This is a genomic window from Microbacterium sp. LWH12-1.2, assembly GCF_040675825.1.
Taxonomy (GTDB): domain Bacteria; phylum Actinomycetota; class Actinomycetes; order Actinomycetales; family Microbacteriaceae; genus Microbacterium.
On record NZ_JBEGIJ010000001.1, the window covers coordinates 1 to 26,482 of the forward strand.

The window sequence follows — 26,482 nt, forward strand, 5'->3', positions numbered from 1 at the left end:
GATGCAAGGAAGCGATCTCCCGCTGGCGCCCGCGATCATGCGCCACTCTGAAAACAGAATTTGTGTCGAGGTGGCTATGTGTACCCTCAAGGAGCTTGTGAATGACGTAGAACATCAGTCGTTCGTCGCGTCATCGAGTAGCTCTCAGGCCCGCAGCCGCGCCACAGTACTCGTACCTTGCGTCCATGCCGCGCTAAAAGGTGCATGCGCCGTGCGCCTCAACTTCTGGTGAGCGTCTAGGTACTCACGGGAGCGAGTGTGCCGAACGGTGATAGGCCTCGTCCATGCGCCACCGATGTGCGGTCCGCTCACAGTGTGGTTTCCTTGGTCCCAGCAGAAGAATGCCGTCCGACACCGGAGGGATGTTGTTCGTGGGAGTTGTGGGGTGCCGTCCGTAGATGAGTGTTCCACCGTCAGACCGCCACTCGTCCATCACTACACAGGTCAACGACCCCGGCTCGTAAGCCTCTTGTCTGTGTTCCAGAAGTGTCCGAGATTGCAATACGGGCGCGCGCGAGATACCGTGAGCGGTCCGGCAGTTAGGGCGGCCGCGGAGGAAGGAGGTGTCGGAGCCAAGCCACGCGCGCCTGGCAGGAACCTCGACGACGGCTCTGAAGGTCCGTTGCCGTGGATGCGCTCGGATCACAGAGACGCCAAGAGGGTCATCCGCCTTTATCGATGTACTCCGGTATGCGTATCTCCCGGTAGGCCGCCAAGCGGCCCACCGCGCGAAAACGTCCCGGCGTCGGGCGAGGTCGCGCTTAAAGAGCGAAAACGCTAGTTTCGTCTCGGATGCGTGTCGCTTCGTTCATCACGTTTCCTTCCGGGACAGTTCGCGACGCACAGGACCGGGTTGGGCAGCCTGCGTGTTTTCGGGTGAGTTGACGGGTGCGGCACAAAAACCCGAACAGCGACATCGGGATGCGAGGTGGAAGCACCATTGGAAACCTCTTCTAGAGTTAGTTCCCGCCGGCGATTGTGCAGTGGGATCGGGTGGGCCGGATGCCTGACAACCCAGTTTGTTTCTGGTGCGAATGCCGGCGGAATGACCAGACGTCCGACTAGCCCATGCTGGGTCGACGGTCCGCCAGCCCGGGTACTTGCGCGCAGTGTCACGGTTTTCGGTATGGGCCGCGGTTGGCATGAAGCCCTCGGCCAATCAGCCAGCCACTCAACACGCCGAGCGGATCGCATAGGTGCGGCAGTAGCCGCAGGGTGGCTCCGGGTTTACCTGGCAAGCCGCGTCGTGTCACAGGTTGGGACGAGTGTCATGCCCGTAGTGGAAACTGTGGACCGGGTCACTGAGTGAATCCCATGCCGTCTCGGTGGCCCGAGAACGAGCGGGCCTCGAGGGCGCCGTCTGCCACCCAGCGGTGAGTAGCCAGGGGACGCGACTGGAATACAGGCTTGATCCAGCAGCCATCCGAACGCGCTGTGCCGACCTGTGGTGAAACTGCCCGATCTGCCACACGCTCGGAACGGGAACCGAGTGTCCATCGGTGTCCGGTGTCTGAAACCTTGCACTGACGGCTCGGGGTAGAATCCATGGACAGCCACGCCAAGCGGCCGGTTAATCGGATGCGGTAGGGTGTAGCCCCCGGTGAGGTGGTTCCTAAGTCGACGCCCTTGGGGCGGTTCTAAGTCAACCGCACCGGGGGCGGACTGAAGTAGAGAACTTGGGATACCCGGCAGAGACGGCTTTGCGGCAGCCCATGGGCGCGGAGCTCATGCGGCCGAAGCGTCCTGGTGGTGCGCCACGGGTCCCTGTGAGTGGTGCCGAGCGGCGAACGTCGTGGCGGGCGGAGGCTGGTCTGCGCGCGGGCTGTACACCGCAGCGGGTGCAAAACTTTCCAACTCAGTGCTCAAACCGGCGTAGCGGGGCCCGGGCCTGTGGTTCGGGGGACCCGCGTGGTGCAGGCGGACCCGTGTAGGGTGGTACATAGCGACTGCTGGGAACACTGGTGGGCGAGGTATCGGGTGCGACGGCGGCATCCCAAACGATTACTGAGAACCAGTGCTGGTGTCGCCGGCAGCCACCCACGGGTGAGGGTCGTGGTCGAGTCGTGCCGTGGGGTGTCGCGGAACGGTGACCGGGACGTACCCGTATGCCGGGGATCGGTCACGCACCGCGAGAGCGTTCACCACGAAACCCTCGGAGCGTGTGGGTGTTGGCCTGTGCTCATGCGGTCCCCTCGCTGCGTGCGTGGTCCACTCACAGCGAACCCAGCGGGGGGGTCGTCGGAAAGGCGTGTCAGCAGCAGCTCGGGCGGCTCCTCGAGGTCGTGGGAACCCGAGGATGGTAAGTGTCCATCGGCGCCATCCGAGCATCGCCGAGCATTGTTGGGGAGGGTGTTGGCGAGCTGCGCCGCGGAGCGCCGCCTGAGAACAGGTTCGGCGCATCGGGTGTCTCCCGTGCTTGCGATTGGCTGTGTCGGCGATGCAAAGTCCGGACGATAGCCACGGCCAATGCATGACTACCGTCATCACAACAGCGCCGTTGCAAGTGGCCCATCGCGCGTTGGAGTATACCCCCGTTGTAGGTGCGGATGCTGCGTGAGGTTCCGGCACAACCTCACCCGCCGCAGTCAAACCGGCGCAACCGGTTGCCTTTACAACGGTTGACAATTCGGCGGCGTGGACACCACCGACCGTCACGTCGCTGGCGGCTACGCGCGAGCCGGTGGCGCCTTCGGACAGGGTCGCCCATCCCACTTGTCGGCACGATCGAACTGAGGCGGCGCCAACGTGAGAGTGGACCGGCGCGGCAACACGAACCATCTCCACCGCGTCTCACCCAAAGACGATGTCGCGCAATAACCCGGGGGCCAGTCATGATGGCACCCCCGTCGACCACGTCCACAGGCCTCCTACAGGGTCAACGATATCGATGGTGGCCTTCCCGTCCGCTTTCCCGGACCGGAAACGCTTTGAGCACGGAGACCACCGGGACAGTGGTTCGGAGTGGTCTGTGGCCACACGCTTCTCCGCATGGGTCAGTCATCGCCCAACCAATCGGGTCGGGATTGTCCACGGTCACCTGCATCGTGTCCTCCAGTAGGTGCTGGGTCGTCGCCGGGGATGTACGCTATACGGGCACGCATGATTGTCCGCACTAGTGAGTGGGTGGTCTTGCGGCTTCACGGTGCAAACCGCTACGAGAACACCCAATCATCGGGCCGAGTCATGGCGGGTTCTGCCTCGCCTCGGCGCGCAATACAGGCACGTCGAATTCGTCCATCCACCTGGAGCCCCCGGCAATTCCGTGACCTCCAGCACAGTCGTGTACCTACGCCTCGGAGGACAGGGACCGAGACCACCGCAACCGTGTGATGGGACCAGGCATCCAGTATACTCAGTCGAATCACGCCTATGAGCCACAACCGCCGTGTACGCGTCCTGAGATGCGAGGTGGCCGATCGTTTCCTCCAGGCATCGAGGACAAGCTGGTCATCCTGGCCTGTTGTCACCACGGCTGATCGTTCGCGAGCAGACGTTTCATCTCGAAACGCATTCTCCAGAGACGGACCGCACAACGCATCCATGTACACCGAATGTGCTGCGGCGACACGTGCCGACGACGGACCCCGACATCGGTGAGTGTCGGCGGATAGTAGTTCCATGATGTGCGTCACGCCGCACCCTGTCGTTTTTTTTTTTAGCAGTCAACCCGGCGGCCAAACGCCCCAGAACTCAGGAGGGCGTAACCATCAGCATCCGGGGTCACCGCCGTCGCGTAAGTCGCTAACTGCCGCGATTGGCGTTCATGCGTGTCGAGGCCTTCCGTCGCACGCGATCGCGAGGATGGCAGCAAATAACGATCCGTGGGCGACTGCTTGCCCGGGACCGGTGCTACGGCCCTGTCGCTGTGTAGGTGAACGCGGACCGCCGTGCCTCCGCAAGGCTCAGTGCGTGAAGGCCCGTGTTCCAGCCCTTGACGCGCTGGAGTCGACGGTTTGCGGGCTCGGCGGCGTGTGGCTCGGATACCGCGGTATACGTCTGGACCCCTGACGTACCAGGGTAGGTGATGCGGCCTTGTCGAGGTGGGTGTTGGTTTGTGGGTGCGCCATCATCATGCAGGGATAGAGAGCCGATGTCCGGTGGTCGGACGCGGTCAGCGGCGGGACAAAGGGTCAGGCGCGGGGCTCTGTACTCGGTCCCGGGCGTCTGAGCTATGGTGGTGCCAACGGGTTCGCTAGACGCCTGGCCATCTCTTTGCCGCACCGTGATTCAGGCCAGCGGCCCGACCTCGTGGCCGAATACGTCAGCCGCGCTTCTTTGCGTGCATGGAATCTCTGGCCTGCAAAGGGTGATGCGTTCGCTCGAAGTCATGGAGTCTGCCAACCGCCCCGCGACGCGGGTATCCAAGTACGGACGGGTTCGGATCGTGGATGCCTACGACAGGCGGCACCCCGGTTTCCCCCCCCCTGGGCACCCCCCCCCCACCGCCTCAGCACCAACGACGTCATAGCGAGGAAGCCATCTAGAACAACGATCCGCCGCGAATGAGAAAGTGGCCCTCGAAGGATCGCACGAAACGCAGGATCTGAGAGCCAATGAGCTTGCGGTGCTGCGGGCCATCTCGATGGGAAACGGGGGGGGGCAAACATCGTCGTCTTTGTCAGCCACCGGACAGCACCTCCTTGGCGACCTGTAGTGCAATGTCGATGTGTCACCCGGTACTCTCCATCTCCCCGGCACCAACGTGGAACCCAAGTACGGTTCTGCTTGCTGCATGGACTCGATGCTGGCGCAGCGAATGTTGCCGAGAGATTCATCTAGCTCGGTCTCTATCTGGACCTCATGCGACGATCTGATGATCAGTACCACCGCGCCGCCCATCAGGTCATTAGCCGCGCCAACGTCGCGGCGCCACAAGTCGAACCAACCTGGACAGTGGCGTCTACGCCCTGATCCCCAGTGCGATCAAGTAGGTGTATCCATCCGGCGAATTCTCTGGGCGTAGGCACAAGTCTTCGTGCTTTGCGCGATTCACCACATTGATCTCGTGGCATCTGGACGCCTCCCTCTCATTCAGATCTCCGGTGTGTTGGGACTTAGTGGATTCCCGATCGTGAACGGGTTGCGACACGTCCCGCAGACGTGCGTCGGGTGTGTCATGGGCGTAATTTTGGGCACCGAACTTGGTGCGAGGTCAGGCGCATGCTGCGGTTCTCCTCTAAGATCGAAGGGGTCTCTCCCGCATACCCGGCCCAAATGGCCCGAGTGCGGACGTGGTGCGTATCGCGAACTCGAGAGTACACTGGGTTCACGCACGGGGCATACTGTCCACGGCACACGGTTGCGACGTTGACGCTTTGTCTGCGGGTGGCTGATCACCATGAGCCGGAAACCATAGTAACTCTACATCGGTGGTGCGAGCAAGCAGCATCCCTGACCCAGGTGCTCGGGCCGTAGATTGTTGATCCGTGTACACGCGCATGATTGCTCTCCGTCTATTCAGGAACTCAACACGCCGCGACGCCTGTCGTGCATTCGGCGGACAGAAGAATCCTTCCGAGCGAACTCTGGAACTGCGACCGCAAACGCGACAGGTGATCGTCGGCCGAGTTCGCCTTTCGCCGCAGCGCTTCTGGGGCCTGCCCCCGCTTGTTGTGAATCCGATCACAGGCCCGTACAAACGCCCTGTTGCACGCGTTACGTGGGTGTTCTCGGGCGTGAACTCGGGGCCTCTTTTGCATGGGTCTGGCTGGCGCGTACTATTTCCGTGCGCCACCATTGTCTGCCGAGGTTGTCGGCTGGCGTACCCCATGCGAGATTGATGACTCATTGTCCGTCTGACACCATTGAGGTGACGCACCACATGACCCGATGGCTTCTGGCCGGGGAATGCCTCACAAACGATGGGTGACGCACATGAGATGGTTGTCCCCATTCAATGGAAAGACCCACACCCAGTAATGATGCTGGAACTTGAGGGAAAGTACCTGCCCGCGATAATGTGAACACGGCGCCCATCGCGTTCGCGTAACCGAACGCGGTATGCTCCGAACTCGCCCGGCGCTACTGACCGCATAGCTGCCTTCGTAACGAAGACCGGTCTCCCTACCTCTTCGTCATTGTCACGCCACCTTCGAGCAGGGGTTGCGAAACGTCTCGAGCGTGCATCGTGACGTGCTGATGCCGCCGGTTCGCTGAGCCGTGACGTTGGGGCAGACAACACAATCACGGCGTCATCGTTGCCGCGGTTCAACTTCGCTTCACGCAACCTTCCGTGGAGGTTGATCTGCTGCTTACGGTTCTTGACCTCGATAACGAGACGCGAGCCACCGGGGATGCGTACATCCGCCGATGTCGCCGCGGTCCTTGCTGCCTGATTTGGCGCCCCTCTCGATCCGGTCGTCAGCGAGTCGGAATGCGAGGAAGTTGGCGACGAGTGATTCCATGGCGGTTCCTGCCCGTCTTCGCGGATGCACGGTTGCGCGTCATCCCGACCCTCCGCGAACGGGTGAGGTCGTCAAGCGCGCCGCGCGGTGTCAGAGAAAACATCTGGGACCGCGTCCGGAGCGGGGTTGATCTGTGCGCGCAGTCCGTCGGAGGGATGCCATCTGTGAGCGGATGGCATCGACGTTAGCCGGCTCCATGCCGTTGTGCGATGCGTTGGACAGGATCTCTTCGACGTCAGCGTTAAGTTCGTCCAAGCGGGTGCGCAACTGTGGCGTTTTCCGCAACAACCGCCTGTACTGTCGCGTGCAAAGTTCCCCATTTGGCGCGGCGCACGCGGTCGGCGTCCATGATTTCTCGGAGCCGCTTCTGGATCTGTCCGTACGTGTAGATCGATCCGGCCCAACGCGCGGTGGTCGAGATCGGCGATCAGCGTTGTTCGATGTGCTTGATGGTGCTCACGGGTTCCTCCTGGGTTGCAGAAGGGCGCGCACCGTGTGTTTCAGTGCGCGCCCTCAAGTTGGATCGTTCTATGTCAGTTGTCCACGTTCGCCAATGATCGCATCCGATACGTCGCCGTGGATGCCGATCTTGCGTGCGTAGTCTTCGATCTGGTCGGAGTGTGCCCATGTCGGTTGCGTCGTGAATTGCGGCGAGGGCTTCGCGCAAGCGTCTCGGGTGCGACAGGTGCGGCATCGGGAAGCGGTCTGGATCATCACTTGTTCGGTCTTCCCGCGCGTGATGACATGGTTCGCGTTGAACGCTGCATCAATGTGGCTCATGGCGCGCACTCGAATTCCGCCGACAGGTTTGCCCGCCCTCAAGACAGACGGGGTCATTCCACAGTGTGAGGCGTCGACCAACCCATGCAGGTCGGTCGGGGCCCACGCCTGAACGATGTCCCTGCAGTGCCGTCTTGGATGCCTTGAATGGGCGTGATGGCCGTAAGTGTCGGTGATGATGTGCACGGGCTGATCCGCTGGACCCGGCGTCACGTCAACGATTGGTCACAGAGTACATCGCGGCCCGTCAGGTCGATTGCATTGAGTTGGTCTGACTTCGCGACAATGGCGGTTAGACACGTCCATGGTCATGCTCCTTTCGGGTGTCGATCCCATCCACCGCGCAGTAGTCCACAGCCTCAGCGATTCGTCGCGCCGAGCCGGAACCTCAACGAGCTTCTCGTCGACGATCGTGGCGCAAGCTGTCATAACGTCGGAGGTGTGCTCCCACACGGTCCCAAAGATGCTACCCTGATACGCAATCTCGATGCCCCTCGTTGGGGGTGCGGATGCGGTCACCTACGTTGTAGCGTCGCAGAGGCAATCGAATGCCTTGGTCTGCCACTCTCGATCTCTGCGTCGTAGAAGCTGTCAAAACGATGCCATCAGAAGGTCACCTGTTCCTCGTGTTCATACACAAGCCAGTTTGGGCGGTGCGAGCATGTGTCGCCTTCAATCCCCCGGCCACGTGTTTCGCGGCTCAACGAGGCATCGCTGATACACGTCGCGTGCTTCTCGTGCAGCTTGCGTCCGATCTCGAGGTACATGACGTCGAGCGGGTAGACGGCAACGTGGTACGGGCCGGTTGTCTGGACGGCGATGAAGCTGAACGAGTCGAGCCGTTCGCCCGTTTCGAAGAAGTGCACGTCGTCGTACCACGCGTGCTGCACGAAGTAACCGAACTCAACAACGTGATGGTTGAACCCTCGGGGCGATGCGTCTGCCGTGGTCTTGAGGTCTGCACCCGCCGTGTTCCCGTAGATGTCGAACCGCGCACGTACCGGCACACCTTCAGGCGACGTCGAGAAGATGGATGTTTCGCGGTGTGGCTGCTCGAGTACTTTCCGCGCGTCCGTGTTCGCGAGTACGCTTCGGTGATCTTGTTGATGACGTTCACTTCGACGGACTTCATGGGCACGAAACCGTTGTCGCGTTGTTCCTGCGCCCAGTCTTTGGCGAGCTTCGTGGATGCGGCACCGTTCGATGCGAGCAGGTCTTCCGGGTATGCAACCGCCTGCAACCCTGTGCCCAACACTTTCGCGTGGACTGCATGCCCGATGTCGAACGCGCGTGACGTTCTCGGGTGCGATTTCTCCCAAATAAACTTGGCCGGCGAACCCTTGAACTCAGGGAGAAGTGTTCGCGCCCCGGTGCTGGATAGCTCGGGGCGCGCATGGTAAATCTCGTCAGGCATTGAGTAGTCGATCACCGTTCAGGCCCGCTTTCCGCAATAGGTGCAGCAAACTCCATGCTGAGTTGCCGTGTAGTTGTGATATCCGATCGGTCGCCCGGTTCCTCGATCGCACGGCCAGACTGGGGTCAAAGTCACAGCGTTCTCTCTTCGTTGAATGCGTTCATGAGTAGCTTGAGTGTCATTTCGCGGGTGATCTGAGTTGGTCACCGGCTGGACATGAGCAGAGGTCGTCAAGGTCGGGATCACGCGAGTAGAGATACCAGCCGTGACCCTTGCAAACCGGGCAGTTCATTAGCTGTGCGTCTCGTCTGCGTGCTCGTATTTGAGCTTGTCGACCCACCATGAGATGGGGTGCCTTTCGCTGGCATAGACCTTTCCGATGTGGCCGCAGAATCCGCAGTACACGTTCTGACCCCGGTTGCTCGTCATGGCTTCCAGCCGCCTTCGTCGCGCAGTGTGACTTCAACGAGCACTTTTTCGGCATGTTCTACGGCGTCTTGTGCGTGTTGGATGCGTGTTGGGTCGCCTGATCGTTGGGCGAATGCGAGGTCGACGAGTTTGACGCTGAGTGTGTTGCGCGCCTGGTCGATGGTCATGTCACACCTCGGTCCTGATGCGATGAATAAAAGCCGCGTGGGACCATGCGTCGGCCCATGTCGGGTGCGGGATGTTGACGAGTCCGGTGTTGAGCCACCAGATGCCGTCTTCCTGCCAGATGTGTTGACGCAGCGGGAACGTGAAAGCGTTCATGTCACACTCCAAGGAACGATCAAGTTGTATTCAGGCGTTGGGAACCGCTCGTTGTATGATTCGGCAGCAGCGATAGTCCAGAAACCGGTGTAGACCCGGTCTACTTGCAGGTCTGATTCGTGCCTTCGCGATGCCGGTTCACGATTGCGTAGTGCACGTCAGTGTCTCCTTGTCTTTGGTTCGCGGCATGTCAAAATGACTGTCCCGAAGCAGATGAAAAAGAACCCCGTCAACCAGATGGTTGCGGGGCTGTTGGGTGTTTGCGCGAGACACAAAAGTGTGGTTGCGCCGGCTAGGAATGCCGCGTAACGCAAGGGGATCATTTCTCCCAGCCTTTCTTGAGACTGCGACCGGTTGACAATGGAGCAACGGCCGCGTCTTGTTCCCACGCGTCTTCCGTAGCCCACAGCACCGTAAGCAATACCCAACTGTTTGGATCGTGATCTTCGGCTCGGAATCCAATGGCCACGCGTCCCCGTTTCGCGCACCACGCCTGATGCTTGTTCGACCAGTACCCGTACTCGGGTTTCGTGATTGTGCCGACGATCTCGTCGCCTTCGATGCCCATATCCAGGGCGCGCTCTACGGCGTGCTTTGAGATTCTGAGGCTGGCCATGTCGACTCTTGGGAGAGATGCGACTTGGTTCTTCATCGCATCAGCCTTTCGCGTTCGTTGTCGCTCATGAATGTGACCGTGTTCCCGAGTGCGTGCCCGATTTCGTTCCACATGTGGTTGATGTTGATGCGTTCGACCATGTGTGCGGGGTATGCGGCTGCGGTACGACGGAAAATCTCATCCTCAGACATGGTCAGACTCCGGGTAGATGCGACGGGCATCGCGAATAGTGCTGTCATCCGTCTCGTACTCAACTTGCGTGTACGGGTCGCGGAACACGGCAATCGGTTCAGCGTGGCGCGCAGAGTAGACGACGACCGCCCGCACCCCGCCATACTCCAAGTCGACATCCCAGACTTGTCCGGGTGTCGCATCTTCCCAAGGCTTGCGCTCCGGGTGAGCATCGAGATACTCGCGCCCAATCGCTTGCAGGCAAGATGACCACCCAGTAAGCGACGGGTTCCTCTTGGTCATGGAGAACTCGTGGAGTCCATCGTCTTTCCGAAACTGGACCCACCCAGTTTCCGCATCGAGGGCTGCCGTCCAGTTCGCATCGATGGTCGATCGCCACCGCCCGAGTTCTTCGTCACGCTCATGCTGGAAGAACTCGCGCAGGGCAATGGCGTCCACGGGGTCGATGCGTTCCGTGGGGAAAGTCTTGACATTCGAACTCGCCACGCTGACGATTCCCGAGATGCCATCTACCCAGACCTTGACTCCGTTGCTTGCCACGAATTCGTTCATGCGTCGTCTCCTGTTTCTCGTGCTTGTGCGTGTGCGAGTGCCCATCGTGCGGCTAACACGTTTTGGGTGCATTGTTCGATGTGTGCGAGTGTGCCGAACCTCTGTACCCATGCGAGCGAACGGATGCGGTGTTGCAGGTTGACCCGTGCAGTGGCGACGTCATCCATCATGCTTCCTTTGGTACGGCGGGTTCATCAGGGCATGTTGGGGAGTTGATCGCGTGATCATGCCTTCCCTCGTCACAGGCCGTGCTGCACTCGTCTTCAAACCAGTGGTGGCAGATATGCCGCACATGACAGAACGTGCGCTTAGGCATCGGACACAACTTCAAGCGCCTGGTTGAGTCGGTGAATCAGGTAAGGGGGCATAAGCACAACTCCGCTTTCGCCCGGCCGTTCCAGGTCGTACTTCAGGAGCTTCACGAGGGCGATGAAGCGCTGCACCTGCGCATCAGACGGTTCGACCTCCAGACCCGCAGTGCGCACCTTCCTGATCACCGCGCTCGCGACGATACGAATGTCATCGGACAGCATGCTTGCGATCGCCGGACGGTGCTGAGGGTTTACGTCGCTGAGCAGTCGCTGTGCGGCTTCCTGCTCGTCGTCGGTCGGGGCGTGCGCCTTCTCGAAGTCCGGGAATTCCCGCATGAACTTCAACGCCCACATCTCGGCCACGAATTGAGCTAGGGGATCATGTGCGACCGGAGTCATCCTCTTCATGAACGCGATCAGTTCTTCACGTCTTGTCATCACACACCTTCTGTTTCTGATCCCAACGCGATCCTTCGGCTCGGCACCCGTGGAGCCGTATCGCCGCAATGGGCGCACATTAGAACGGCCCGGACGGTCGTATCCTGCAACGCTTCGTACGCGCGTCGAGTCCCGTCGAATCCGCGTGACACTTTTTGCCAAGTCTCGCCCTGCCCGTGGTGCGGGCAGTCAACGTTTGGGCCGTCACTGATGCCTGCGATAGCCGAGGTGCAGATACACATCGGACCGCGCGCCTTCTCAAACACGGCGAGAGCGGCACGGATTCGCGGCTCCCAGATGGCACGAGTTTCGGGCGAAGAATCCAGCCCGTCTCCATCCATAAACAGCGCCTTTGCGGCTTCCTCGATCAGTTCTTCGCCACTGGTCATCGCTTGCCTCCACGCTTCGCTTTACGACGTCGAGACACCGCGGCAACATGCAGTGCTTCCTGTCGAGCCGTTCGCTTCTGCGTCGCCGCGTATGACTCTGTTGATCCGAGCGAACCCCAACCCATCGCCAACTGACCGAATACTTCCCTCATCGCGCTTCCTCCATGTCTGATCCCCATACGGCACGCGGGTATTTACGCCGCAACGCTTGACGAAACTCCAACTCAGCCGCCACGCCGTGCTCGACTTGAAACACACGCCGCGCAACATCACGCCGTACTTTCGCAGCCCGACACACATGCACCGCACGTCTCGTCCACTCCGACTCGCACGCATCAGTCACAGCACGCACAATCAGTTGGTTTGCAATGTCGCGGTGAAACTTGTGAAACAGTTCCAAGGTTTCGCGTGCACCCTTATCTGTGAGAATGCTGCGGAAACACGCGTCATCAAACACGGCCTCCTTGACCGGATTCGTTGGGCGATCCGTAGACCACTCAATGTCATCCGGTGCAAGCGTTACGTCCTTGTAGGCGCACATCAGATCGAGATCACCGACCAGCAAGCATTGACATTGGCTCGGCAGTTGGCGCAAATGTGCGTACCAAGTGCCATTGCTCGCGTACCCGAAGCGTGAGCACCCGTGCACCACAGGGTTGTAGATCCGTCGCACCTCTTTCGTGCTCGAGCCACGACGGTGTGGCTGCACGGCTCGGTGATCGCATCCGTATGTGAGGACTCGCACTTCAAATCATCAGCACCAAAAACGATCAGCTCAAGTTCGCTGATTGTCGCTACATCATTCATGGCAAGCTCCTTTGCTTCGGGTAAGAAAATGAGATTGGGGGCTGATGTTTGCAGCATCAGCCCCCAGGGTCATGGGAGAACACGGACACCCCTGCCCGCTACATCCTCAGAACCGCAGACCCGAGCGCCTGGACGGGACTTGAACCCGCATCATCCGTGTACATCGGTCGTTGCCAAACAACCCAGGCCGCTGATTGTCTTCCGGGAGCTACCCGCAAAACGTCGTCAGCTCGACTTGTGCCCTCGCTCGGTGATACTCCGAGTCGACCGATTACAGGCTCGAGGGCTTCCACTAACCCTGTGGAATGGTTCGCGGTGACCAACCCGCGCTATCCGCTTGACCCATCGCGGCTGGTTCCGCCCGTACATCTATGGCGGCGAACTGTCAAAAGAATTTGAACTCCACACCCCAAGCCCTACGCCCATCGCACCTATGGCGTCCAGCCAGCTACACCCCGAAAAAGGTGATCCGCTTCTGTGGTGGTCTGCTCACGTGCACTGTTGGCCGACAGGTGGTCGGTGAGGTTGTGCACGATCCCGCTTACAGGTATCGGAGCCGTCTGCGTGACGCGTCTACTCCTGCAAGTTCTGTTCATCCCTTCGTCCTCCTTGGGACGAGCTGGGGATTTGCCAACCGCGAAGGGTCGACGAGTAGCGCTACCAACAGCGAGTCGGTAGAGCCGGATCAGGTAACGGGGATCAGCCGTCTTGCTTTTCGGCGGGTCTGGCTCGTAGCCAGCGTTCGCCTTCTTCCCGCATGATTAGCGGTTTGGAGTCCACGTAGGAGGGGACGAGTTCGCCCCGGTTGATGTGCTGTCTGACCTTCTCGATGGACAGGTCGACGGCTTTCGCGAAGTTGGGGATCGAGTACGCGAGGATGCAAGGCGCGAGTACGGGATCGGTCATCGCAGCAGCTCCCGTGGTGTCAATGCACGAAGACCGCCGGCCACCAGAAGCTCACGAACTGAAACGTCCCGCATGGAACGAGTCAGTGCGTCAGCTTCACGGCGACCGGCGGTCAACGGTGAAACATCTTCAGCCGCAGTGGGCCTTCTCCTGGGTGGGATGTTCTGGGTCATGAAACGACCGTATCAGGTCTAGTTAGACCAACGCAAGACCATATGAAACTTTTTTGGGTTTACCTAGACCAACATCAGGTCTAAAGTGGGTTGCATGGGACGGCCAGTAAAGATCATCAGTGAGTTTGACGTGCGACTGGGCAAGGTGGTGCGTTCTAAGCGTGCGAAGGCGGGACTGTCACGCGTTGAGTTGGCGGAACTGTCGGGTATTGCTGAGGCGAACATCAAACGGCGCGAGTATGGCGAGAACGCGATCACCGTCTCGGAGCTGGAACGTCTTGCCGCTGCGATGAACGAGTCGGCGGGGGAGATGGCCGAAGAGGCTCTGAACGATTACGGCGGGATGGCCAAGCTGCTGGCCGAGCATGGCGTGTCTGAGGGGGCGTATACCTTGACTCAGGATGACAACGTGACTTATATAGGACACATCACGCCACCGCTGCATGCGGCGGCGGATGATGGCCCGGAGACGCCGCCGAAGGAATGATATGCGAGACCTGATCGCCCACGCAGCGTCGCTGGGCGTGACAGTGCATGTAGCGCACATAGATACAGAGTGTCGAGGTTTCTACGACTCGGTGCGGAAGATCGTTGTCTACGACTTCAATCTGACTCCCGTGGAACAACGCACCGTGTTAGCTCACGAGTTGGGTCATGCGTTCTATGACCATCAGTGTCATGGCAATCCGAAGTATGAGGAAGCGGCTGATTACTACGCGGCGTGTTTGCTGATTGAGCCGTCTGAGTACATTGCGGCTGAGGCGTTGGACCCTGCACCGGATGCGATTGCTGAGGAGTTGGGTGTGGAGCCGAAGCTTGTTCACGCGTTCGAAAAACGCGCCCTCACCCGGCTACGTGGTGTTACTTACGTAGGTTCCCGGATGGGGGCGCGTCAGTTTCGCTGGTCTGGTTAGGTTGGCGGCTGTTTCATGAACTCCTCCAACGCCTCCCACTCTGCGGGCGAGAGGAAAATGTCCGTCACGCGCCCCCCCGATCCGTAGCCAGCGCGCTTGCCTGCCGCTTCGCGAGTGGGGCCGAATCCGAGCATCCCGCCATTCCGTATGACCCACGTCCCGTTTGTCGCCTGATACTCGCTCATTTGCTTACCCCTCCGATGAGTGCGGCCATCTTATCCATGCCGCCCGTGAGCCGCTTCTTGTTGCCCTTCGACTTGTACGAACGAGCCATGATGCGCGCGGACCATCCGAAGATTTCCAGGATGACATCTTCCGCAACGCCGGCCTCAAGCATGAGGTCAACGGCCGTGTGTCGCAGATCATGTAGCCGCACTTGGCGACCAGGGAACACGTCTTGCAGCACCTTGTTCCATGCCTTGGTGTCTTGGTCTGGGTCGATCGCGCGCCCGTCCCCATGCGTGAACACAAGGCCGTTCGCGTGTGGGGGAGATGCCGCAATGTACCGCTCCATGATGGATCGCAAAGGCTCGACGAGTGGGATGATCCGCCACCCCGAGGATGACTTCGGGCGCACAAGGTGCAATCCTCCCGCGACTTGTCGAGCTTCGTAGCCAACCGGTATCTCGAAGAACGATTCATTGCAGTCCGCACCGCGTTTGCGGCCACAGTGCGGTTTGCATCCGTGCGTGTATGTGAGCCGTTGCATCTGCCACGACAGGTCGATCATGTCGCCCACGCGGTCCCATTCGAGTCCGACCGCTTCACCGCGACGCAAACCCGTGAGTAGCGATACGGCCCATCGTGCACCACCTGGAATCTCGGACACGTAGCGCAACAGTTCGCGCGCCTCATCCGTGTTGAGCACGTCGAGAGTCACGAGTGCTTTCCGTGGCGGCTTGACGAGCGTGGTCGGGTTGACGTTGATCTTCCGTTCCCGTAGCGCGTCCTGGAATGAGGATGACATGATGCGGTGCGCGTTGAGCATGTACGTGGATGACAGACCCTTGTCGCCCATGAGCTTGTAGACGTGTCGGATCTTGTCGGCACCGATCTTGTCAAGCTTCGTGTTGGGTCCAAGCGCGGGGATGATGTGCGTCTTCACGACAGACCGATAGTTGGTCATCGTGTTCGGGCGTTTCTCCTTAGCCGCATCCTCAAGCCACCGATCAAACCAGTGCTTCACGGTCATGGAAGCGATGATCAGTTCGCCGTGCTCGAGTAGTTGTTTCTCAAGCCGGGTTACTTCCGCGATGAGTTCCTTCTTGTTCTTCCGCCGCACCGATTTGCGGTGCCGGATCTTCTTGCCCTCGGGTGTGTACGTGGGGGCAAGTTCGAAGATGTACTCATACAGTCCGGTGGCCGGGTTCTTGGTTATGTCGCGCTTCAACATGAGTCACCCATCAATCGCCCTCTTCCTGCTCCACGGAACCAGCCGCACGCAGTGCGGCACGCATGTTCGCCACGCTCTCATCAGACCAGTCCGAAATCGTTCGACCCGGATTGCGCTCGTTGTACGCGTTCAGCGCTGCGAGCACCTGCGCGTCTGATGGTTCGCTCTGCGGGCGAAGTGTGTCGATCGTCCGTGGCAGATGCGCGAGAATTCGATCAGCCTGCGCCTTGAACTCGTCGGCCTTCCAGTCGTTCTCCCATGTCAGGGTGCCCGGGGATCGCTCGCGGTACTCGGCATACAATGCTCGAGCTAGCACTTCTCGTTTCACGGCTTCCCCGATCACACTGTCGTCAGTCATGTCTTCTGCTCTCCTCTGCCGGTTGTTCATGTGCACTGCTGAGCATCGAACTCAGACCCTCGAAAAGGTTGCCACCATCAGCGCGATCCATGTCTGTTCAGTTAGAAATTCTCGGGACACTGGGTCTCCTTTGACCACTCCGTCTGCCATGCGCCGACCACATCTGTTGATTGATTACGCCGACGTGCGTTGGTCTTCTATGGATGTTCCGCAAGCGGATCATCGCTGCTCCTTTCACTGCGTTGGTTGTACTTGGTCAGTCAGATACGTGTCAGGATGCGGCGGCAGCAGCACGTAGGGCGGCGCGCATTGCTCCCCATTGTGCATACTCCCCGCGCGTGCTTTCGTCATATGCACGAATCGCTACGTCCACCTGCGCGTCGGAAGGTTCGCTCTGATGGGCAGGAGCCACGGGGCGATGTGGTAGCCGAGCGCGCACGTCGTCCATTGCGGCTTCGTAACCCTTGAGATAGGCGTGGCGGCGCACCGGCTCATCAATCGGGACCACCTCGCGGCGGTCGGGCATCCGGGAGATTGACCGAACCGCTTCCAGGGCTTCCTGCCCGTTGCAGTTCGCAGCCTCCTCGATGAGTTCTCCATGACTGTTCACGTGCGTCTCCTTGGTCTGGCTAGGTGTATCCCTAGGTGTATCCCAACCCATGGTTTCCAGTGGTTTCCCATAGGTCGATATAGACAAGTTACACCCATAGTTAGACCAAAAGCAAGTCAAACTAGACCAAATCCTCACGACTCATAATCGTGAGGTCGCGGGTTCAAGCCCCGCTCCTGCTACAGATCGAAACCCCCGGGATTCCGGGGGTTTTCGTCGTTTCCAGGCGTCTTGACTGTCGACCGGATCGGCTGCGCGACGATCCGAAGCTCTGGCTCAGTTGTCGTTCATGGCCTCGTTGCGGAAACCCAGCTGGTGGCTGATCATCTCGGTGGTCGTGAGCAGCGTCGGCAGATGCTCGCGCAGTTCATCGAGGTTGGTGCGGCTCCGGAATGCGGTCACGGACACGGCCCCCGCCACGTCGCCGGCGTGGTCGCGCACCGGAGACGCGATGCAGTTCGACAGATCGTCGTATTCCCCGTCGTCGAACGCCCAGCCGCGCTCCTGGACCCGAGTCAGCTCGCGTTCATAGCTCTCTCGATCTGTGAACGACCGCTCGGTGTACGCGGGGAAAGTCGCACGGTTCAGTACTGTGCGTCGGAGCTCGCTCGGCAGGTGGGCCAGGATGGCCTTCGCCACTCCGGCCGTGCTGATCACGACCTCGCCGCCGATCTCGGTGTTCAGCACGATCGAGTCGCGCGGCTCGATCTTGTCGACATAGCGGATGCGGTCGCCGTCGAGTACGGCGAACTGCACGGTGAGATGGAGTTCGTCGCTGAGCGCCTTCAGATGAGGATGCGCGATGCCGCGCAGATCGAAGTGCATCATGGCTGACTTCGCGAGCGCGGCGAGTCGGAAGCCGGTACCGAAGACTCCCGGCACGGTCTGTCGTACCAGACCTGCATCCTGCAACGTGAGCAACGTGCGCAGCACCGTCGTTCGATGCACTCCCAGAACATCAGCGATCTCGCTCGCGCTCCGGGGCTCGGCACTGCACAGCTCGAGGATGGTGATCGCGCGCGAGACGGTGGAGCTCATGTATCGATCATGCCGCTTCCGTGAGGCGGATGAGTCGGCGTTGTCACTCCGACACGCAGGAGCGCATTCGCGAACCGCCGTGTGTCGCCGGTGACGATGCAGAGCGCCATGTCGTCAGATCGGGTGAGGGCTTTGAACTCCTCGCGCGAGACCGAATCGTGAACCGGTGATCCGGCTGCGGCAGCTGCCTGGCGCGCGACCCTGCCCAGTTCCTCGTCGGGCGCCGTCATCGTCGTCACCGCCTCGAGCTGAATCGTCGCTGAGATCAGGGCCGCGACATCGGGGACGAGCGGTGCGCCAGGTGCAAGGGCCAGGTGCACGACCACCGCCTTCTGGCTCACCGCCGTCGACGCCGCGAAGTGGGCGTCGGCGACGAGCACGAGCGAGCCGTGCCCGGCGCGGGCGAGAGCGTGCAGTACGTCCGGGTGCGTGATCGGTGCGCGCAGCATCAGCTGAAGTACTGTCCGCCGTTGACATCGAGCACCACGCCTGTGGTGAAGGACGCGCCAGGAGAGACGAGCCACGCCACCGCGGACGCGATGTCAGCAGGTCTTCCGGCTCGGCCGGCAGGGATCCCGCTGATCGTCTTGGCCTTCGAGTCCGCAGCGGTGAACGTGTCGTGAAACGGGGTCGCCTCGATGAATCCAGGGGCCACGGCGTTCACCGTGATCCCGGATGCGGCGATCTCGGCCGCGAGTCCGCGAGTGAAGCCGAACAACGCGGCTTTCGCCGTCGCGTAGGCCGTTGCTCCCGCGTGGCCCCCGGTGCGACCGGCCAACGAGGCGACCGTCACGATGCGGCCTCCTCGCCCCATGAGCGGGAGCATGCGGCGCGTCACGAGGAAGACCGAGTCGACGTTCAACGCCTGCACACTGCGGAAGAGGGAGTACGACATCTCCGCGATCGTGGATCGCTGGAGGAGCCCGCCGGCATTGTGGACAAGGATGTCGAGCCTGCCCAGCTCGGCGATCGTGTCGCCAAGCTGCTGGACCTCGTCTTCGGAGGTCAGATCGACGCGGACGGCGGTCGCTTCCCGGCCATCCGGGGTACGCAACCGTGCGAGCGCGGCCTCGTCCGGCTCATGCGACTGGTAGGTGACGATGACCTGGGCGCCGCGACCGGCGAGTTCCTCGGCGATGCCGGCACCGATGCCGACACCGCCTCCGGTGATCAGCGCCGTTCGACCGTGCAGGTCCAATGCATCCGTTCGGTTGTCGTTGTGGGTCAGGGCGTCAGTCATTGTCATTCCTCCGTGTCAGTGCGGGTCGGATCGATCTCGGTCTTGTTCAGTGCCAGGCTCGTGTCTCCCTCAGGGCGACGGCCGGCGAAGCGCCATGTTGCGAAAGCGGTGATGGCCAGGGCGCTGGCCAGCAGCAGGATCCCTGCCTGGGTGGAGCCGGTCAGGTCGGTGAGCCAACCGACGGCGACAGGCGAGATGAATCCGCCGACGTTCCCCACCGCACCCACGAGTCCGATGCCCGCGGCCGCCGCGGCGCCGGAAAAGAGGCTGGCTGACATCGAGAGCATCGGAGCGATGGCCGTATAGATGCCGATGGCGGCGAGCGAGAGGGAGGCCATCGCGATCACTGGGGAGACGGTGAGGGTGAACCCTGCACCGAGCAGACCGATCGCTGCCACGCTGAGGCTGACAGCGACGTGCCACGCGCGCTTGCCGGTGCGGTCAGCGCGGCGGCTCCACCACAGCACGAAACATGCTCCTACCGCGTAGGGAATCGCGACGACGAGACTGCGCTGGAAAGGCTCGAAGTCGCCCATCTCGCCGACGATCGAGGGCAACCAGAACGCGAGGCCGTAGATACCGAGGACCATTCCCAGGTTGAGGAACGCATAGGCCCAGGCGCGGCCGTCTTTCAACGCGGCGAGGAAGTTGTGGTTCTTCGACGTGACCCTCGTGTTGTCGTCGGCGATCGCTGTTTCGAGCGCGACCCGCTCGTCGGGGGCCAGCCAGCGTGCGGCCGAGGGGCGGTCGGTGAGCAGGAACGGCACGACAAGGCCGAACAGCACCGCGGGTGCTCCCTCGATCAGGTACATCCACTGCCAGCCATGCAGTCCGGCCACGCCGTCGAGTTCGAGCAGCGCACCGCTCAGCGGCGCGCCGATCATGTTGGCGATGGGCTGCGCGAGCACGAACACGCCGAGCACAGCCGCACGTTCGCGCACCGGGAACCAGAGCGTGAAGTAGAAGACGACGGCCGGGAAGAACCCGGCCTCGGCGATGCCGAGCAGGAAGCGGATCACCGCGAAGGACGTGTCGTCGACGACGAATGCCGTGCCCATGGCGAGCAGGCCCCAGGGGATGAGGATGCGGGCGATCCAACGGCGTGCGCCGAAGCGGTGCATGCCGGCGTTGCTCGGGATCTCGAAGAGGGTGTACCCGATGAAGAAGAGCCCGGCACCCAGGCCGAACGCGGAAGCCGTCAGGTCGAGCTCGGCGCTCATCGATTCGCGAGCGAAGCCGACGTTGTTGCGGTCGAGATATGCGATGAAGTACAGCACGCAGATGAGCGGAAGGATCCGCCAGCGGGCTTTGCGGATGGCGCTCTGAAGAGCGGTCGGTGGTGTGGACGTGATGGTCGACATGAGACTCCCTTGGCGCAGTGTCGATGCGTGGTCGAGCGTTGATGCCCGATCGAACGACCATACATCTATTGCACCGTCAGTGCAATAGATGCACCGAGTGACCGAAGGGTGGGCCGCTAGACTGCAACACCTGACTCATGATCGTGAGGTCGCCGGTTCAACCCGCGCTCCCGCCACAGCCCAAGACCCCCGCGGATTCCCGGGGTTTTCGTCATATCCGGGGTCTTCCTCGACCCCCTGGATAGCCACACCCGAAGGAACGCGATGACTGCCAGCCGCCGCCTGGTCGAGCACCTCGAAGCCGATCGCCCGGTCGTGCTCGACGGTGCCCTCGCGACGGAACTCGAGCGTCGCGGTTGCGACCTCAATGACGCACTGTGGTCGGCGAAGGCGCTCCTCGAACAGCCCGAGATCATCGAGGCCGTGCACCGGGACTACTTCGCTGCCGGCGCTCATATCGCCACGACGGCGAGCTACCAGGCGACTCCCGCAGGGTTCTCCGCCCGCGGGATCGATGAGGATGCTGCGCTCGACCTCGTCGCCCGCAGCGTCCGGCTCGCAGCATCCGCTCGTGCCGCAGTATCCGCCTCCGACGCAGCATCCGCCTCCGACGCAGCATCCGCCCTGCACGTCATCGCCGGCGCTGTCGGCCCGTATGGGGCGTTCCTCTCCGACGGCTCGGAGTACACCGGTGACTACGACCTGTCGCGCGAGGAGTTCCTCGCTTTCCACCGGCCTCGCGTGGCTGCGCTCGTGACGGCCGGAGCGGACGTCCTGGCCTTCGAGACCCTGCCCAAACTCACGGAGGCGCTCGCTCTCGCCGAGCTTTCCGATGAGTTGGGCACGCCCGCGTGGTACGCCTTCTCGTTGCGCGACGCCCGGCGTATCAGCGACGGCACTCCGCTGGCCGATGTCGCCCGGGCGCTCGAAGGCCGGGCGGGTGTGATCGCAATCGGGGTGAACTGCGTTCCGATCGATCTCGTCTCGCCGGCGCTCGACGAGTTGGCGGCGTACACCAGCGCGCCTCTGGTCGCGTATCCGAACTCGGGCGAGGCCTATGACCCGATCACGAAGACGTGGGGCCCCGGCGAGAAGAGCACAGCGACTCTGGCTGACATGGCTCCGGACTGGCGCGCACGCGGTGCACGTCTCATCGGCGGCTGCTGCCGCACGACCCCGGCCGACATCGCCGACCTCGCCACTGCGCTCCGTGGTTGATCCGCTGACCTTATAGCTGCTGCGCGATGCAGAGGAAGTTGCCCTCCGTGTCCCGGAACCAGGCCGCCTTGGAATCGTCCATCGTGGCGACACCGTTCTCGGTCTTCATGCCAGGGATGTCATAGTCCTCGAAGACGACGCCGCGTTCGCGCAGGCGAGCCATCTCCGCGTCGAGGTCGTCTGTCAACCAGACCATCTGGGTGTTCTTCGCGGTGCCGGCGTTGCTCGTCTCGTAGATCTCAAAGGCTGATCCTTCGGATGCGTGATACATGAGCATGCCGTCACGGATCTCATCGGGGTCGAGTTCGAGTTTGTCGTGATAGAAGGTCCGTGCGCGTTGCAGGTCTGCAGCAGGGAGGACGGTGTGGAGTTCCTTAAGCATTGTGGCTCCTCCTTTGGAGCGCGTGAAAGGGAGATGAAACGGGTGGGACTACCGTTCACCTGAGCTGCTTGCGCGACCGGTGGCCGGTATCCTCGTCCGCCGAACGGCGGGAGACGCATCAGCGGGCGGTGGCTATCGCATGTGCGCACACTCTACGCCTGGTGCAGCCCACGGAAAAGGGGCGCCTGCGCGTGACGCAGGCGCCCCTTCCGGCGCGCTTCAGAACTGAGACCGGCAATCGTCAGTCCCGCACGGGCGCGATGCCGATCGCGCGTTCGCGCAGCTTTCCCAGCGCCCCGGCCACCGGCAGGTGTTCCCAGTCGCCGGCGGTGGTCTCCAGCCCGATCGCGAGCCCCAGCGCATAGTCCTCGTAGAAGTTCGGCACGGTCTTGAGCGCCGTCCGCCACGGGATCGGATCCGGGCCCTCCGGAAGCGGCGGGAAGGGCTCCGGCTCCGGCGGGCAGATGTCCGGGATGTCGTCGAACGCGATGCCGAGCAGTCGAGCGGTGCCAGCCGCCTGAACCACGGCGAATGCGGTCTTGAGACCGTAGCGGACGCCGATCGCGCCCTCGGCGGGCGGCAGCGGCTGCGGGTTCAGTGCGACCCTGTTCACCGCGACCTTGCCGAGCGGTCCGAGTGGGCCGATGATCTCTTCCCACAAGATGGGATGGCGATTCGCGAGTATCGCCCACAGTGCTGTCTCGCGCAGCGACTTCTTGGGTGCCATGGCGGCTCCCTCCTTCCGGTCCGCCGCAGCGGACCCTCACGGCCCTGGCGGGCCTCGGCGACCCTTCACCACACGGGTCGCAGATGAAGAGGCGGTCGTCGCCGCGCTGATACGCGATGGCGACCGCCGCTCCGCATCCTCGGCGCGGCGTATCAACGAGCCAGGAGCATGACTCTTCCCTGCTGACAATCCGTCTCGACCAGGAGGTTCTGCCATGACTGCCATGCTTCGCGTCGATGTGCTCTTCGATGAGAAACCCGCCCCCGATGCCCACGTCGAAGTGGAATCGGCCCGCGAGCCCGGCTCGCCCCGTCGCCTCGACTTCCATGAAGACGTCGCGGCCTACCTCGGTGACAAGCTGCCTCCCGGCACCGCCGTGCTCACCGTCCGGCATCCGGATTTCGCAGAACAGACCCGCCGCATCACGCTGCAAGAGTCACAGAACACCGAACTCGTGCTGCTCGCCAAGCCCGGCACCCCGACCTTCTTTCGCGAGAACGTGCGCGTGCCGGTCAACGCCGAGCCCGGGCTCATCGGGGTCACCTTGGCGCGCCAGGCACGGCGTCAGAACAACCTGGACGCGATCGCCGGCGACCTCGGTCTCGAAGAACAGAAGCTCCCAGACCTCGCTCACCAGGCCGGCATGCGGCTGTACCGCGCCGGCGGATCCGTCGAAGAGATCCTCAAGCGCCTCGATGCCCTCGACGATGTCGAGCACGCCGGCGCTGTCGTGATCCAGGGCGAGGAGGGCTTCAGCCACCTCACCCGTGACATCGTCGTGCAGTTCCGCGGTCCGCGCCGCGAAGAGGCGGCCGCGATCGCGAAGGAGCTCGGCTGCGTGCTGACGCGCGAACTTCCGTACGCGACGACCACGTTCGTGTTCCGGCTGCACCGCGGTGCCTCCCTCGACGCGCTCGAGGTGATCGAGAAGCTCGCCGCCCGCGACGACGTCGCCTGGGCAGAGCCGAGCCTCGCGGTCTCGCCGCAGGTCGACACCGTCACCCCGAACGACTTCCTCTTCCCCGGTGCCTGGGACCGCATCCTGGTCGGTGCGCCCGATGCGTGGCAGATCCTTCAGGACAACGGCCTGCAGACATTCGGCGACCCGAACATTCTCCTCGCGGTGTGGGACTCCGGTGTCCAGGAGTCGGGCGGGACGCCGACCAACGGCGACTTCAACGGCACCCTCACCAACGGTCAGCCCAAGGTGTTCGCGTCCTTCGATTTCGACAACATGGTCGCGAACAACAACAGCCCGTGGAGTGATCACGGCTCCGGTGTCGCGGGCGTCTCGGTTGCGATGGCGAACAATCCCGCACCCGGCGGCGGGGGATTCGGCGTCGCCGGTGCGGCGCCGAACGTGCAGATGATGAGTGTTGCGGGTCGCACGCCATACGTCGACATCGAGGTGTCCGACCAGTACATCTGGATGGCGGGGTTCAACCCGCAGAGCCCGATCGTGGGATTCCCCGCCCCGCTCAGCCGCGGCGCAGACGTCATCACGTGCAGTCTCACACCTGGCGCGGGTTCGCCGCTGTCCGGCACCGCACGGGCGACGCTCGACTTCCTCACCACGTTCGGGCGAGGCGGCAAGGGCACGCTCTGCTTCTTCTCCACCGGCAACGCGAACCAGAACAACGTGACGGCGCGGCCATGGGGAGCGTACGAGAAGGCCTTCGGGATCGCGGGTACGACTCTCGCGAACGACGGAGTCACCGAAGTGCGCGCCACGATGTCCGGCTGGGGGAGCATCGCCCTCTCGTCGCCGACCGAGGACTACTCGGGGCTGCACAACCCGCCCGCCAACTACCAGACATGGGGCGCCGCCCACATCGGCGACGGCAACCTGCCGAGCTTCCCGGCGATCTCGACGACGATGACGGCCGCCAGCGCCGCCGGCGCGACCAGCATCACGGTCGCGAGCGTCGCGGGCCTCGCCGCAGGACAGGTGCTCCACCTCGGTGCGGTCGGCGTGAACGGCAGCGAGCCGGCGCGGATCGTGTCGATCAACGCGATGACGAAGACGATCACGCTGAATGGCTGGGCTCCCGGCTGGTCCGGCGGTCTGCTCAATGCCCACGCGAACGGTTCCGCGGTCGTGCAGGGTCCCGCGAACCATACCAACGCGTTCGGCGGCACGTCGTCGGCGACGCCGCTGGCTGCGGGGGTGGCGGCCCTGGTGCTCTCCGCGAAGCCGGTGCTCACCTGGGTACAGGCGCGGCAGGTGCTTCGCGACACCGCCGTGAGGTTCGATCTCGCGAACACCGACCCGGTCGGTCAATGGCTGGATGCCGCGGGCAACCCGTCCGTGACGTCGGGCCAGCCGGCGGTCCGCAGTGGCTGGTACGGCTACGGCCGTGTCGATGCCGAGGCGGCTGTGCAAGGAGCGATCAGTTTCGGCGCACTCCCGGACATCGTGATGCGCGACAACCTCGGCGACACCGGGAACGTGCCGACGGCCGGCGGCTTCTGGAACACGCCGGACCTGTGGTGCCGCACGACGAACCCGGCATCCGACCCCGGCGCGGTTCCCGCGTCGTACAGCGCTGCGGGACCCCATCAGCCGCCGATCCGCGGCCAGGCGAACTGGATCCACGCCCGTGTGCGCAACCGCAGCGCGGTCGCGTCCAACGAGGCCTGGGTGCGGCTGTCGATCACCCACTGGCCCGGTACCGAGTTCACGTGGCCTGCTTCCTTCATCCCGACGAACGGACCGGGAGACCCGATCCCGTCGCCGATGGCGCACGGCACCTACTTCATCGGCGAAGCCAAGGTCGGCCCGCTGGCAGCGGGCGCGGAGCAGATCGTGAGCGTCGAATGGCCGGCCGGGCTCATTCCGCCCGACACGATCATGATCGGCGGGACCCCGGTGAAATGGCATCCGTGCCTGCTGGCCGAGGTGACCCCGCATGACGGCCCGCTCCCGACGGGCAACCACGTCTGGGACGACAACAACCTCGCGCAGAAGAACATCTCGATCGTGGATGCCGATTCCAGCGGGGGCGACTTCGCCGCCGGCTTCGTCATCGGCCACGACCTCAACGGCGGCAAGTCGATGTCGCTCGAGGTCCTCCGCGGCGAGCTGCCCAAGTCCGTGCGGCTCTACCTCGACCTGATCGACCCGGTGCTGCGGCGCCGGATCCGGGTGCTGGCGGAGCGGACGCCCAAGGGGCAGAAGGAGCTCGTCGAGACGCCGACCAGGATCAAGCCGACGCGCAACCTCGCAACCCTCGTTCTCGAGCCCCGGCTGCTCGGCATCCGGCTCCCGGCGCGACCGACGTGGTCGCTCGGCTTCGAGGGCGGCCGGGAAGTGGTGCTCCTCTCTCCGGTGAAGAGCGTGCGCGTTCCTGTGCCGGCACCCGGAGACCACCCGACGCTGCTCGTGCTCGGGGGCGTCATCGAGCCGGACACACCGGAGGGCGAATACGAGGTGGTCGTGCTCCAGCGCGACGACCGCGGACACGTCGACGGCTCTGTGGGCTTCGTCATCCGAGTCGGCAAGCGCTGAC

At 62.6% G+C, this 26,482-nt stretch carries 24 protein-coding genes and 1 pseudogene; 5 read left to right on the plus strand and 20 right to left on the minus strand.

Annotated features, from left to right (window positions below):
- On the plus strand, positions 1-232 hold a 232-nt coding region (locus MRBLWH12_RS00005; RefSeq protein ID WP_363544643.1), incomplete at its 5' end, for a hypothetical protein.
- Between the two features lie 5,620 nt (positions 233-5,852).
- Here the strand turns inward: MRBLWH12_RS00005 and MRBLWH12_RS00010 are convergent.
- The 11 genes and pseudogenes from MRBLWH12_RS00010 to MRBLWH12_RS00060 form a co-directional block, all read right to left on the minus strand.
- Positions 5,853-6,035, minus strand: a pseudogene (locus tag MRBLWH12_RS00010) (hypothetical protein); the annotation flags it as partial.
- 897 nt (positions 6,036-6,932) lie between these two features.
- Positions 6,933-7,184 carry a hypothetical protein gene (locus MRBLWH12_RS00015; RefSeq protein WP_363544646.1) on the minus strand — a complete coding sequence of 84 codons (252 nt, stop codon included), beginning with the start codon at positions 7,182-7,184 and terminating at the stop codon, positions 6,933-6,935.
- A gap of 605 nt (positions 7,185-7,789) precedes the next feature.
- Entirely contained in the window at positions 7,790-8,503 is a 714-nt protein-coding gene (locus MRBLWH12_RS00020; protein WP_363544649.1) for a PD-(D/E)XK nuclease-like domain-containing protein, read from the minus strand.
- Positions 8,504-9,023: 520 nt separating this feature from the next.
- Positions 9,024-9,194, minus strand: a complete 171-nt coding sequence (locus MRBLWH12_RS00025) for a hypothetical protein (RefSeq protein ID WP_363544652.1) — start codon at positions 9,192-9,194, stop codon at positions 9,024-9,026.
- Position 9,195: 1 nt separating this feature from the next.
- Entirely contained in the window at positions 9,196-9,348 is a 153-nt protein-coding gene (locus MRBLWH12_RS00030) for a hypothetical protein (protein ID WP_363544655.1), read from the minus strand.
- Positions 9,349-9,667: 319 nt separating this feature from the next.
- Complete coding sequence (locus MRBLWH12_RS00035) at positions 9,668-10,000, minus strand: hypothetical protein (protein ID WP_363544657.1); 333 nt, start codon at positions 9,998-10,000, stop codon at positions 9,668-9,670.
- A gap of 147 nt (positions 10,001-10,147) precedes the next feature.
- Complete coding sequence (locus MRBLWH12_RS00040) at positions 10,148-10,708, minus strand: hypothetical protein (RefSeq protein WP_363544660.1); 561 nt, start codon at positions 10,706-10,708, stop codon at positions 10,148-10,150.
- Positions 10,709-11,016: 308 nt separating this feature from the next.
- The gene (locus MRBLWH12_RS00045) at positions 11,017-11,460 is read right to left on the minus strand and encodes a hypothetical protein (RefSeq protein ID WP_363544663.1); all 444 of its coding nucleotides are present in this window, start codon (positions 11,458-11,460) and stop codon (positions 11,017-11,019) included.
- Entirely contained in the window at positions 11,457-11,846 is a 390-nt protein-coding gene (locus tag MRBLWH12_RS00050) for a hypothetical protein (protein ID WP_363544666.1), read from the minus strand. Before MRBLWH12_RS00050 ends, MRBLWH12_RS00045 begins: the two co-directional genes overlap by 4 nt.
- 148 nt (positions 11,847-11,994) lie before the next feature.
- Positions 11,995-12,411, minus strand: coding sequence for a hypothetical protein (locus tag MRBLWH12_RS00055; protein WP_363544669.1), 417 nt, complete (start codon positions 12,409-12,411; stop codon positions 11,995-11,997).
- Between the two features lie 941 nt (positions 12,412-13,352).
- On the minus strand, positions 13,353-13,559 hold the full coding sequence (locus MRBLWH12_RS00060) for a hypothetical protein (protein ID WP_363544671.1): 207 nt from the start codon (positions 13,557-13,559) through the stop codon (positions 13,353-13,355).
- 267 nt (positions 13,560-13,826) lie between these two features.
- Between MRBLWH12_RS00060 and MRBLWH12_RS00065 the strand changes: the two genes are divergently transcribed.
- Positions 13,827-14,219, plus strand: a complete 393-nt coding sequence (locus MRBLWH12_RS00065; RefSeq protein ID WP_363544674.1) for a helix-turn-helix domain-containing protein — start codon at positions 13,827-13,829, stop codon at positions 14,217-14,219.
- A 1-nt stretch (position 14,220) separates the two neighbouring features.
- Positions 14,221-14,646: an ImmA/IrrE family metallo-endopeptidase gene (locus tag MRBLWH12_RS00070; RefSeq protein WP_363544677.1), complete on the plus strand. Its 426-nt coding sequence runs from the start codon at positions 14,221-14,223 to the stop codon at positions 14,644-14,646.
- Positions 14,647-14,827: 181 nt separating this feature from the next.
- Here MRBLWH12_RS00070 and MRBLWH12_RS00075 read toward each other — a convergent pair whose 3' ends face one another.
- The 7 genes from MRBLWH12_RS00075 to MRBLWH12_RS00105 all read right to left on the minus strand — a co-directional run bounded on the left by MRBLWH12_RS00075 (position 14,828) and on the right by MRBLWH12_RS00105 (position 20,646).
- Positions 14,828-16,039, minus strand: coding sequence for a tyrosine-type recombinase/integrase (locus tag MRBLWH12_RS00075; RefSeq protein WP_363544680.1), 1,212 nt, complete (start codon positions 16,037-16,039; stop codon positions 14,828-14,830).
- A gap of 10 nt (positions 16,040-16,049) precedes the next feature.
- Positions 16,050-16,427: a hypothetical protein gene (locus tag MRBLWH12_RS00080; protein WP_363544683.1), complete on the minus strand. Its 378-nt coding sequence runs from the start codon at positions 16,425-16,427 to the stop codon at positions 16,050-16,052.
- Positions 16,428-16,668: 241 nt separating this feature from the next.
- Entirely contained in the window at positions 16,669-17,007 is a 339-nt protein-coding gene (locus MRBLWH12_RS00085; RefSeq protein ID WP_363544686.1) for a hypothetical protein, read from the minus strand.
- 276 nt (positions 17,008-17,283) lie between these two features.
- The gene (locus MRBLWH12_RS00090; protein ID WP_341975795.1) at positions 17,284-18,045 is read right to left on the minus strand and encodes an IclR family transcriptional regulator; all 762 of its coding nucleotides are present in this window, start codon (positions 18,043-18,045) and stop codon (positions 17,284-17,286) included.
- Entirely contained in the window at positions 18,042-18,494 is a 453-nt protein-coding gene (locus MRBLWH12_RS00095) for an RbsD/FucU domain-containing protein (RefSeq protein WP_363544689.1), read from the minus strand. The genes MRBLWH12_RS00090 and MRBLWH12_RS00095 overlap by 4 nt, the downstream gene beginning before the upstream one ends.
- The gene (locus tag MRBLWH12_RS00100; protein WP_363544692.1) at positions 18,494-19,285 is read right to left on the minus strand and encodes an SDR family NAD(P)-dependent oxidoreductase; all 792 of its coding nucleotides are present in this window, start codon (positions 19,283-19,285) and stop codon (positions 18,494-18,496) included. Before MRBLWH12_RS00100 ends, MRBLWH12_RS00095 begins: the two co-directional genes overlap by 1 nt.
- A 2-nt stretch (positions 19,286-19,287) precedes the next feature.
- The gene (locus tag MRBLWH12_RS00105) at positions 19,288-20,646 is read right to left on the minus strand and encodes an MFS transporter (protein WP_363544695.1); all 1,359 of its coding nucleotides are present in this window, start codon (positions 20,644-20,646) and stop codon (positions 19,288-19,290) included.
- A gap of 264 nt (positions 20,647-20,910) precedes the next feature.
- Between MRBLWH12_RS00105 and mmuM the strand changes: the two genes are divergently transcribed.
- Positions 20,911-21,864 carry a homocysteine S-methyltransferase gene (mmuM, locus tag MRBLWH12_RS00110; RefSeq protein WP_363544698.1) on the plus strand — a complete coding sequence of 318 codons (954 nt, stop codon included), beginning with the start codon at positions 20,911-20,913 and terminating at the stop codon, positions 21,862-21,864.
- Between the two features lie 10 nt (positions 21,865-21,874).
- Here mmuM and MRBLWH12_RS00115 read toward each other — a convergent pair whose 3' ends face one another.
- Both MRBLWH12_RS00115 and MRBLWH12_RS00120 read right to left on the minus strand, forming a co-directional pair.
- The gene (locus tag MRBLWH12_RS00115) at positions 21,875-22,246 is read right to left on the minus strand and encodes a VOC family protein (RefSeq protein ID WP_341975791.1); all 372 of its coding nucleotides are present in this window, start codon (positions 22,244-22,246) and stop codon (positions 21,875-21,877) included.
- A gap of 241 nt (positions 22,247-22,487) precedes the next feature.
- On the minus strand, positions 22,488-22,973 hold the full coding sequence (locus tag MRBLWH12_RS00120) for a hypothetical protein (RefSeq protein ID WP_341975790.1): 486 nt from the start codon (positions 22,971-22,973) through the stop codon (positions 22,488-22,490).
- Positions 22,974-23,187: 214 nt separating this feature from the next.
- On the opposite strand from MRBLWH12_RS00120, the gene MRBLWH12_RS00125 reads away from it, so the two are divergent.
- On the plus strand, positions 23,188-26,481 hold the full coding sequence (locus tag MRBLWH12_RS00125; protein ID WP_363544702.1) for a S8 family serine peptidase: 3,294 nt from the start codon (positions 23,188-23,190) through the stop codon (positions 26,479-26,481).
- Position 26,482 lies beyond the last annotated feature (1 nt).

Coding starts and splice junctions, on each gene's coding strand:
- MRBLWH12_RS00040 (WP_363544660.1), bottom strand. CDS start 10,708: ATGAACGAATTCGTGGCAAGCAACGGAGTCAAGGTCTGGGTAGATGGC.
- MRBLWH12_RS00075 (WP_363544680.1), bottom strand. CDS start 16,039: ATGTTGAAGCGCGACATAACCAAGAACCCGGCCACCGGACTGTATGAG.
- mmuM (WP_363544698.1), top strand. CDS start 20,911: ATGACTGCCAGCCGCCGCCTGGTCGAGCACCTCGAAGCCGATCGCCCG.
- MRBLWH12_RS00105 (WP_363544695.1), bottom strand. CDS start 20,646: ATGTCGACCATCACGTCCACACCACCGACCGCTCTTCAGAGCGCCATC.
- MRBLWH12_RS00100 (WP_363544692.1), bottom strand. CDS start 19,285: ATGACTGACGCCCTGACCCACAACGACAACCGAACGGATGCATTGGAC.
- MRBLWH12_RS00120 (WP_341975790.1), bottom strand. CDS start 22,973: ATGGCACCCAAGAAGTCGCTGCGCGAGACAGCACTGTGGGCGATACTC.
- MRBLWH12_RS00015 (WP_363544646.1), bottom strand. CDS start 7,184: ATGAGCCACATTGATGCAGCGTTCAACGCGAACCATGTCATCACGCGC.
- MRBLWH12_RS00035 (WP_363544657.1), bottom strand. CDS start 10,000: ATGAAGAACCAAGTCGCATCTCTCCCAAGAGTCGACATGGCCAGCCTC.
- MRBLWH12_RS00125 (WP_363544702.1), top strand. CDS start 23,188: ATGACTGCCATGCTTCGCGTCGATGTGCTCTTCGATGAGAAACCCGCC.
- MRBLWH12_RS00090 (WP_341975795.1), bottom strand. CDS start 18,045: ATGAGCTCCACCGTCTCGCGCGCGATCACCATCCTCGAGCTGTGCAGT.
- MRBLWH12_RS00050 (WP_363544666.1), bottom strand. CDS start 11,846: ATGACCAGTGGCGAAGAACTGATCGAGGAAGCCGCAAAGGCGCTGTTT.
- MRBLWH12_RS00095 (WP_363544689.1), bottom strand. CDS start 18,494: ATGCTGCGCGCACCGATCACGCACCCGGACGTACTGCACGCTCTCGCC.
- MRBLWH12_RS00115 (WP_341975791.1), bottom strand. CDS start 22,246: ATGCTTAAGGAACTCCACACCGTCCTCCCTGCTGCAGACCTGCAACGC.
- MRBLWH12_RS00065 (WP_363544674.1), top strand. CDS start 13,827: ATGGGACGGCCAGTAAAGATCATCAGTGAGTTTGACGTGCGACTGGGC.
- MRBLWH12_RS00030 (WP_363544655.1), bottom strand. CDS start 9,348: ATGAACGCTTTCACGTTCCCGCTGCGTCAACACATCTGGCAGGAAGAC.
- MRBLWH12_RS00070 (WP_363544677.1), top strand. CDS start 14,221: ATGCGAGACCTGATCGCCCACGCAGCGTCGCTGGGCGTGACAGTGCAT.
- MRBLWH12_RS00025 (WP_363544652.1), bottom strand. CDS start 9,194: ATGACCATCGACCAGGCGCGCAACACACTCAGCGTCAAACTCGTCGAC.
- MRBLWH12_RS00060 (WP_363544671.1), bottom strand. CDS start 13,559: ATGACCGATCCCGTACTCGCGCCTTGCATCCTCGCGTACTCGATCCCC.
- MRBLWH12_RS00080 (WP_363544683.1), bottom strand. CDS start 16,427: ATGAACAACCGGCAGAGGAGAGCAGAAGACATGACTGACGACAGTGTG.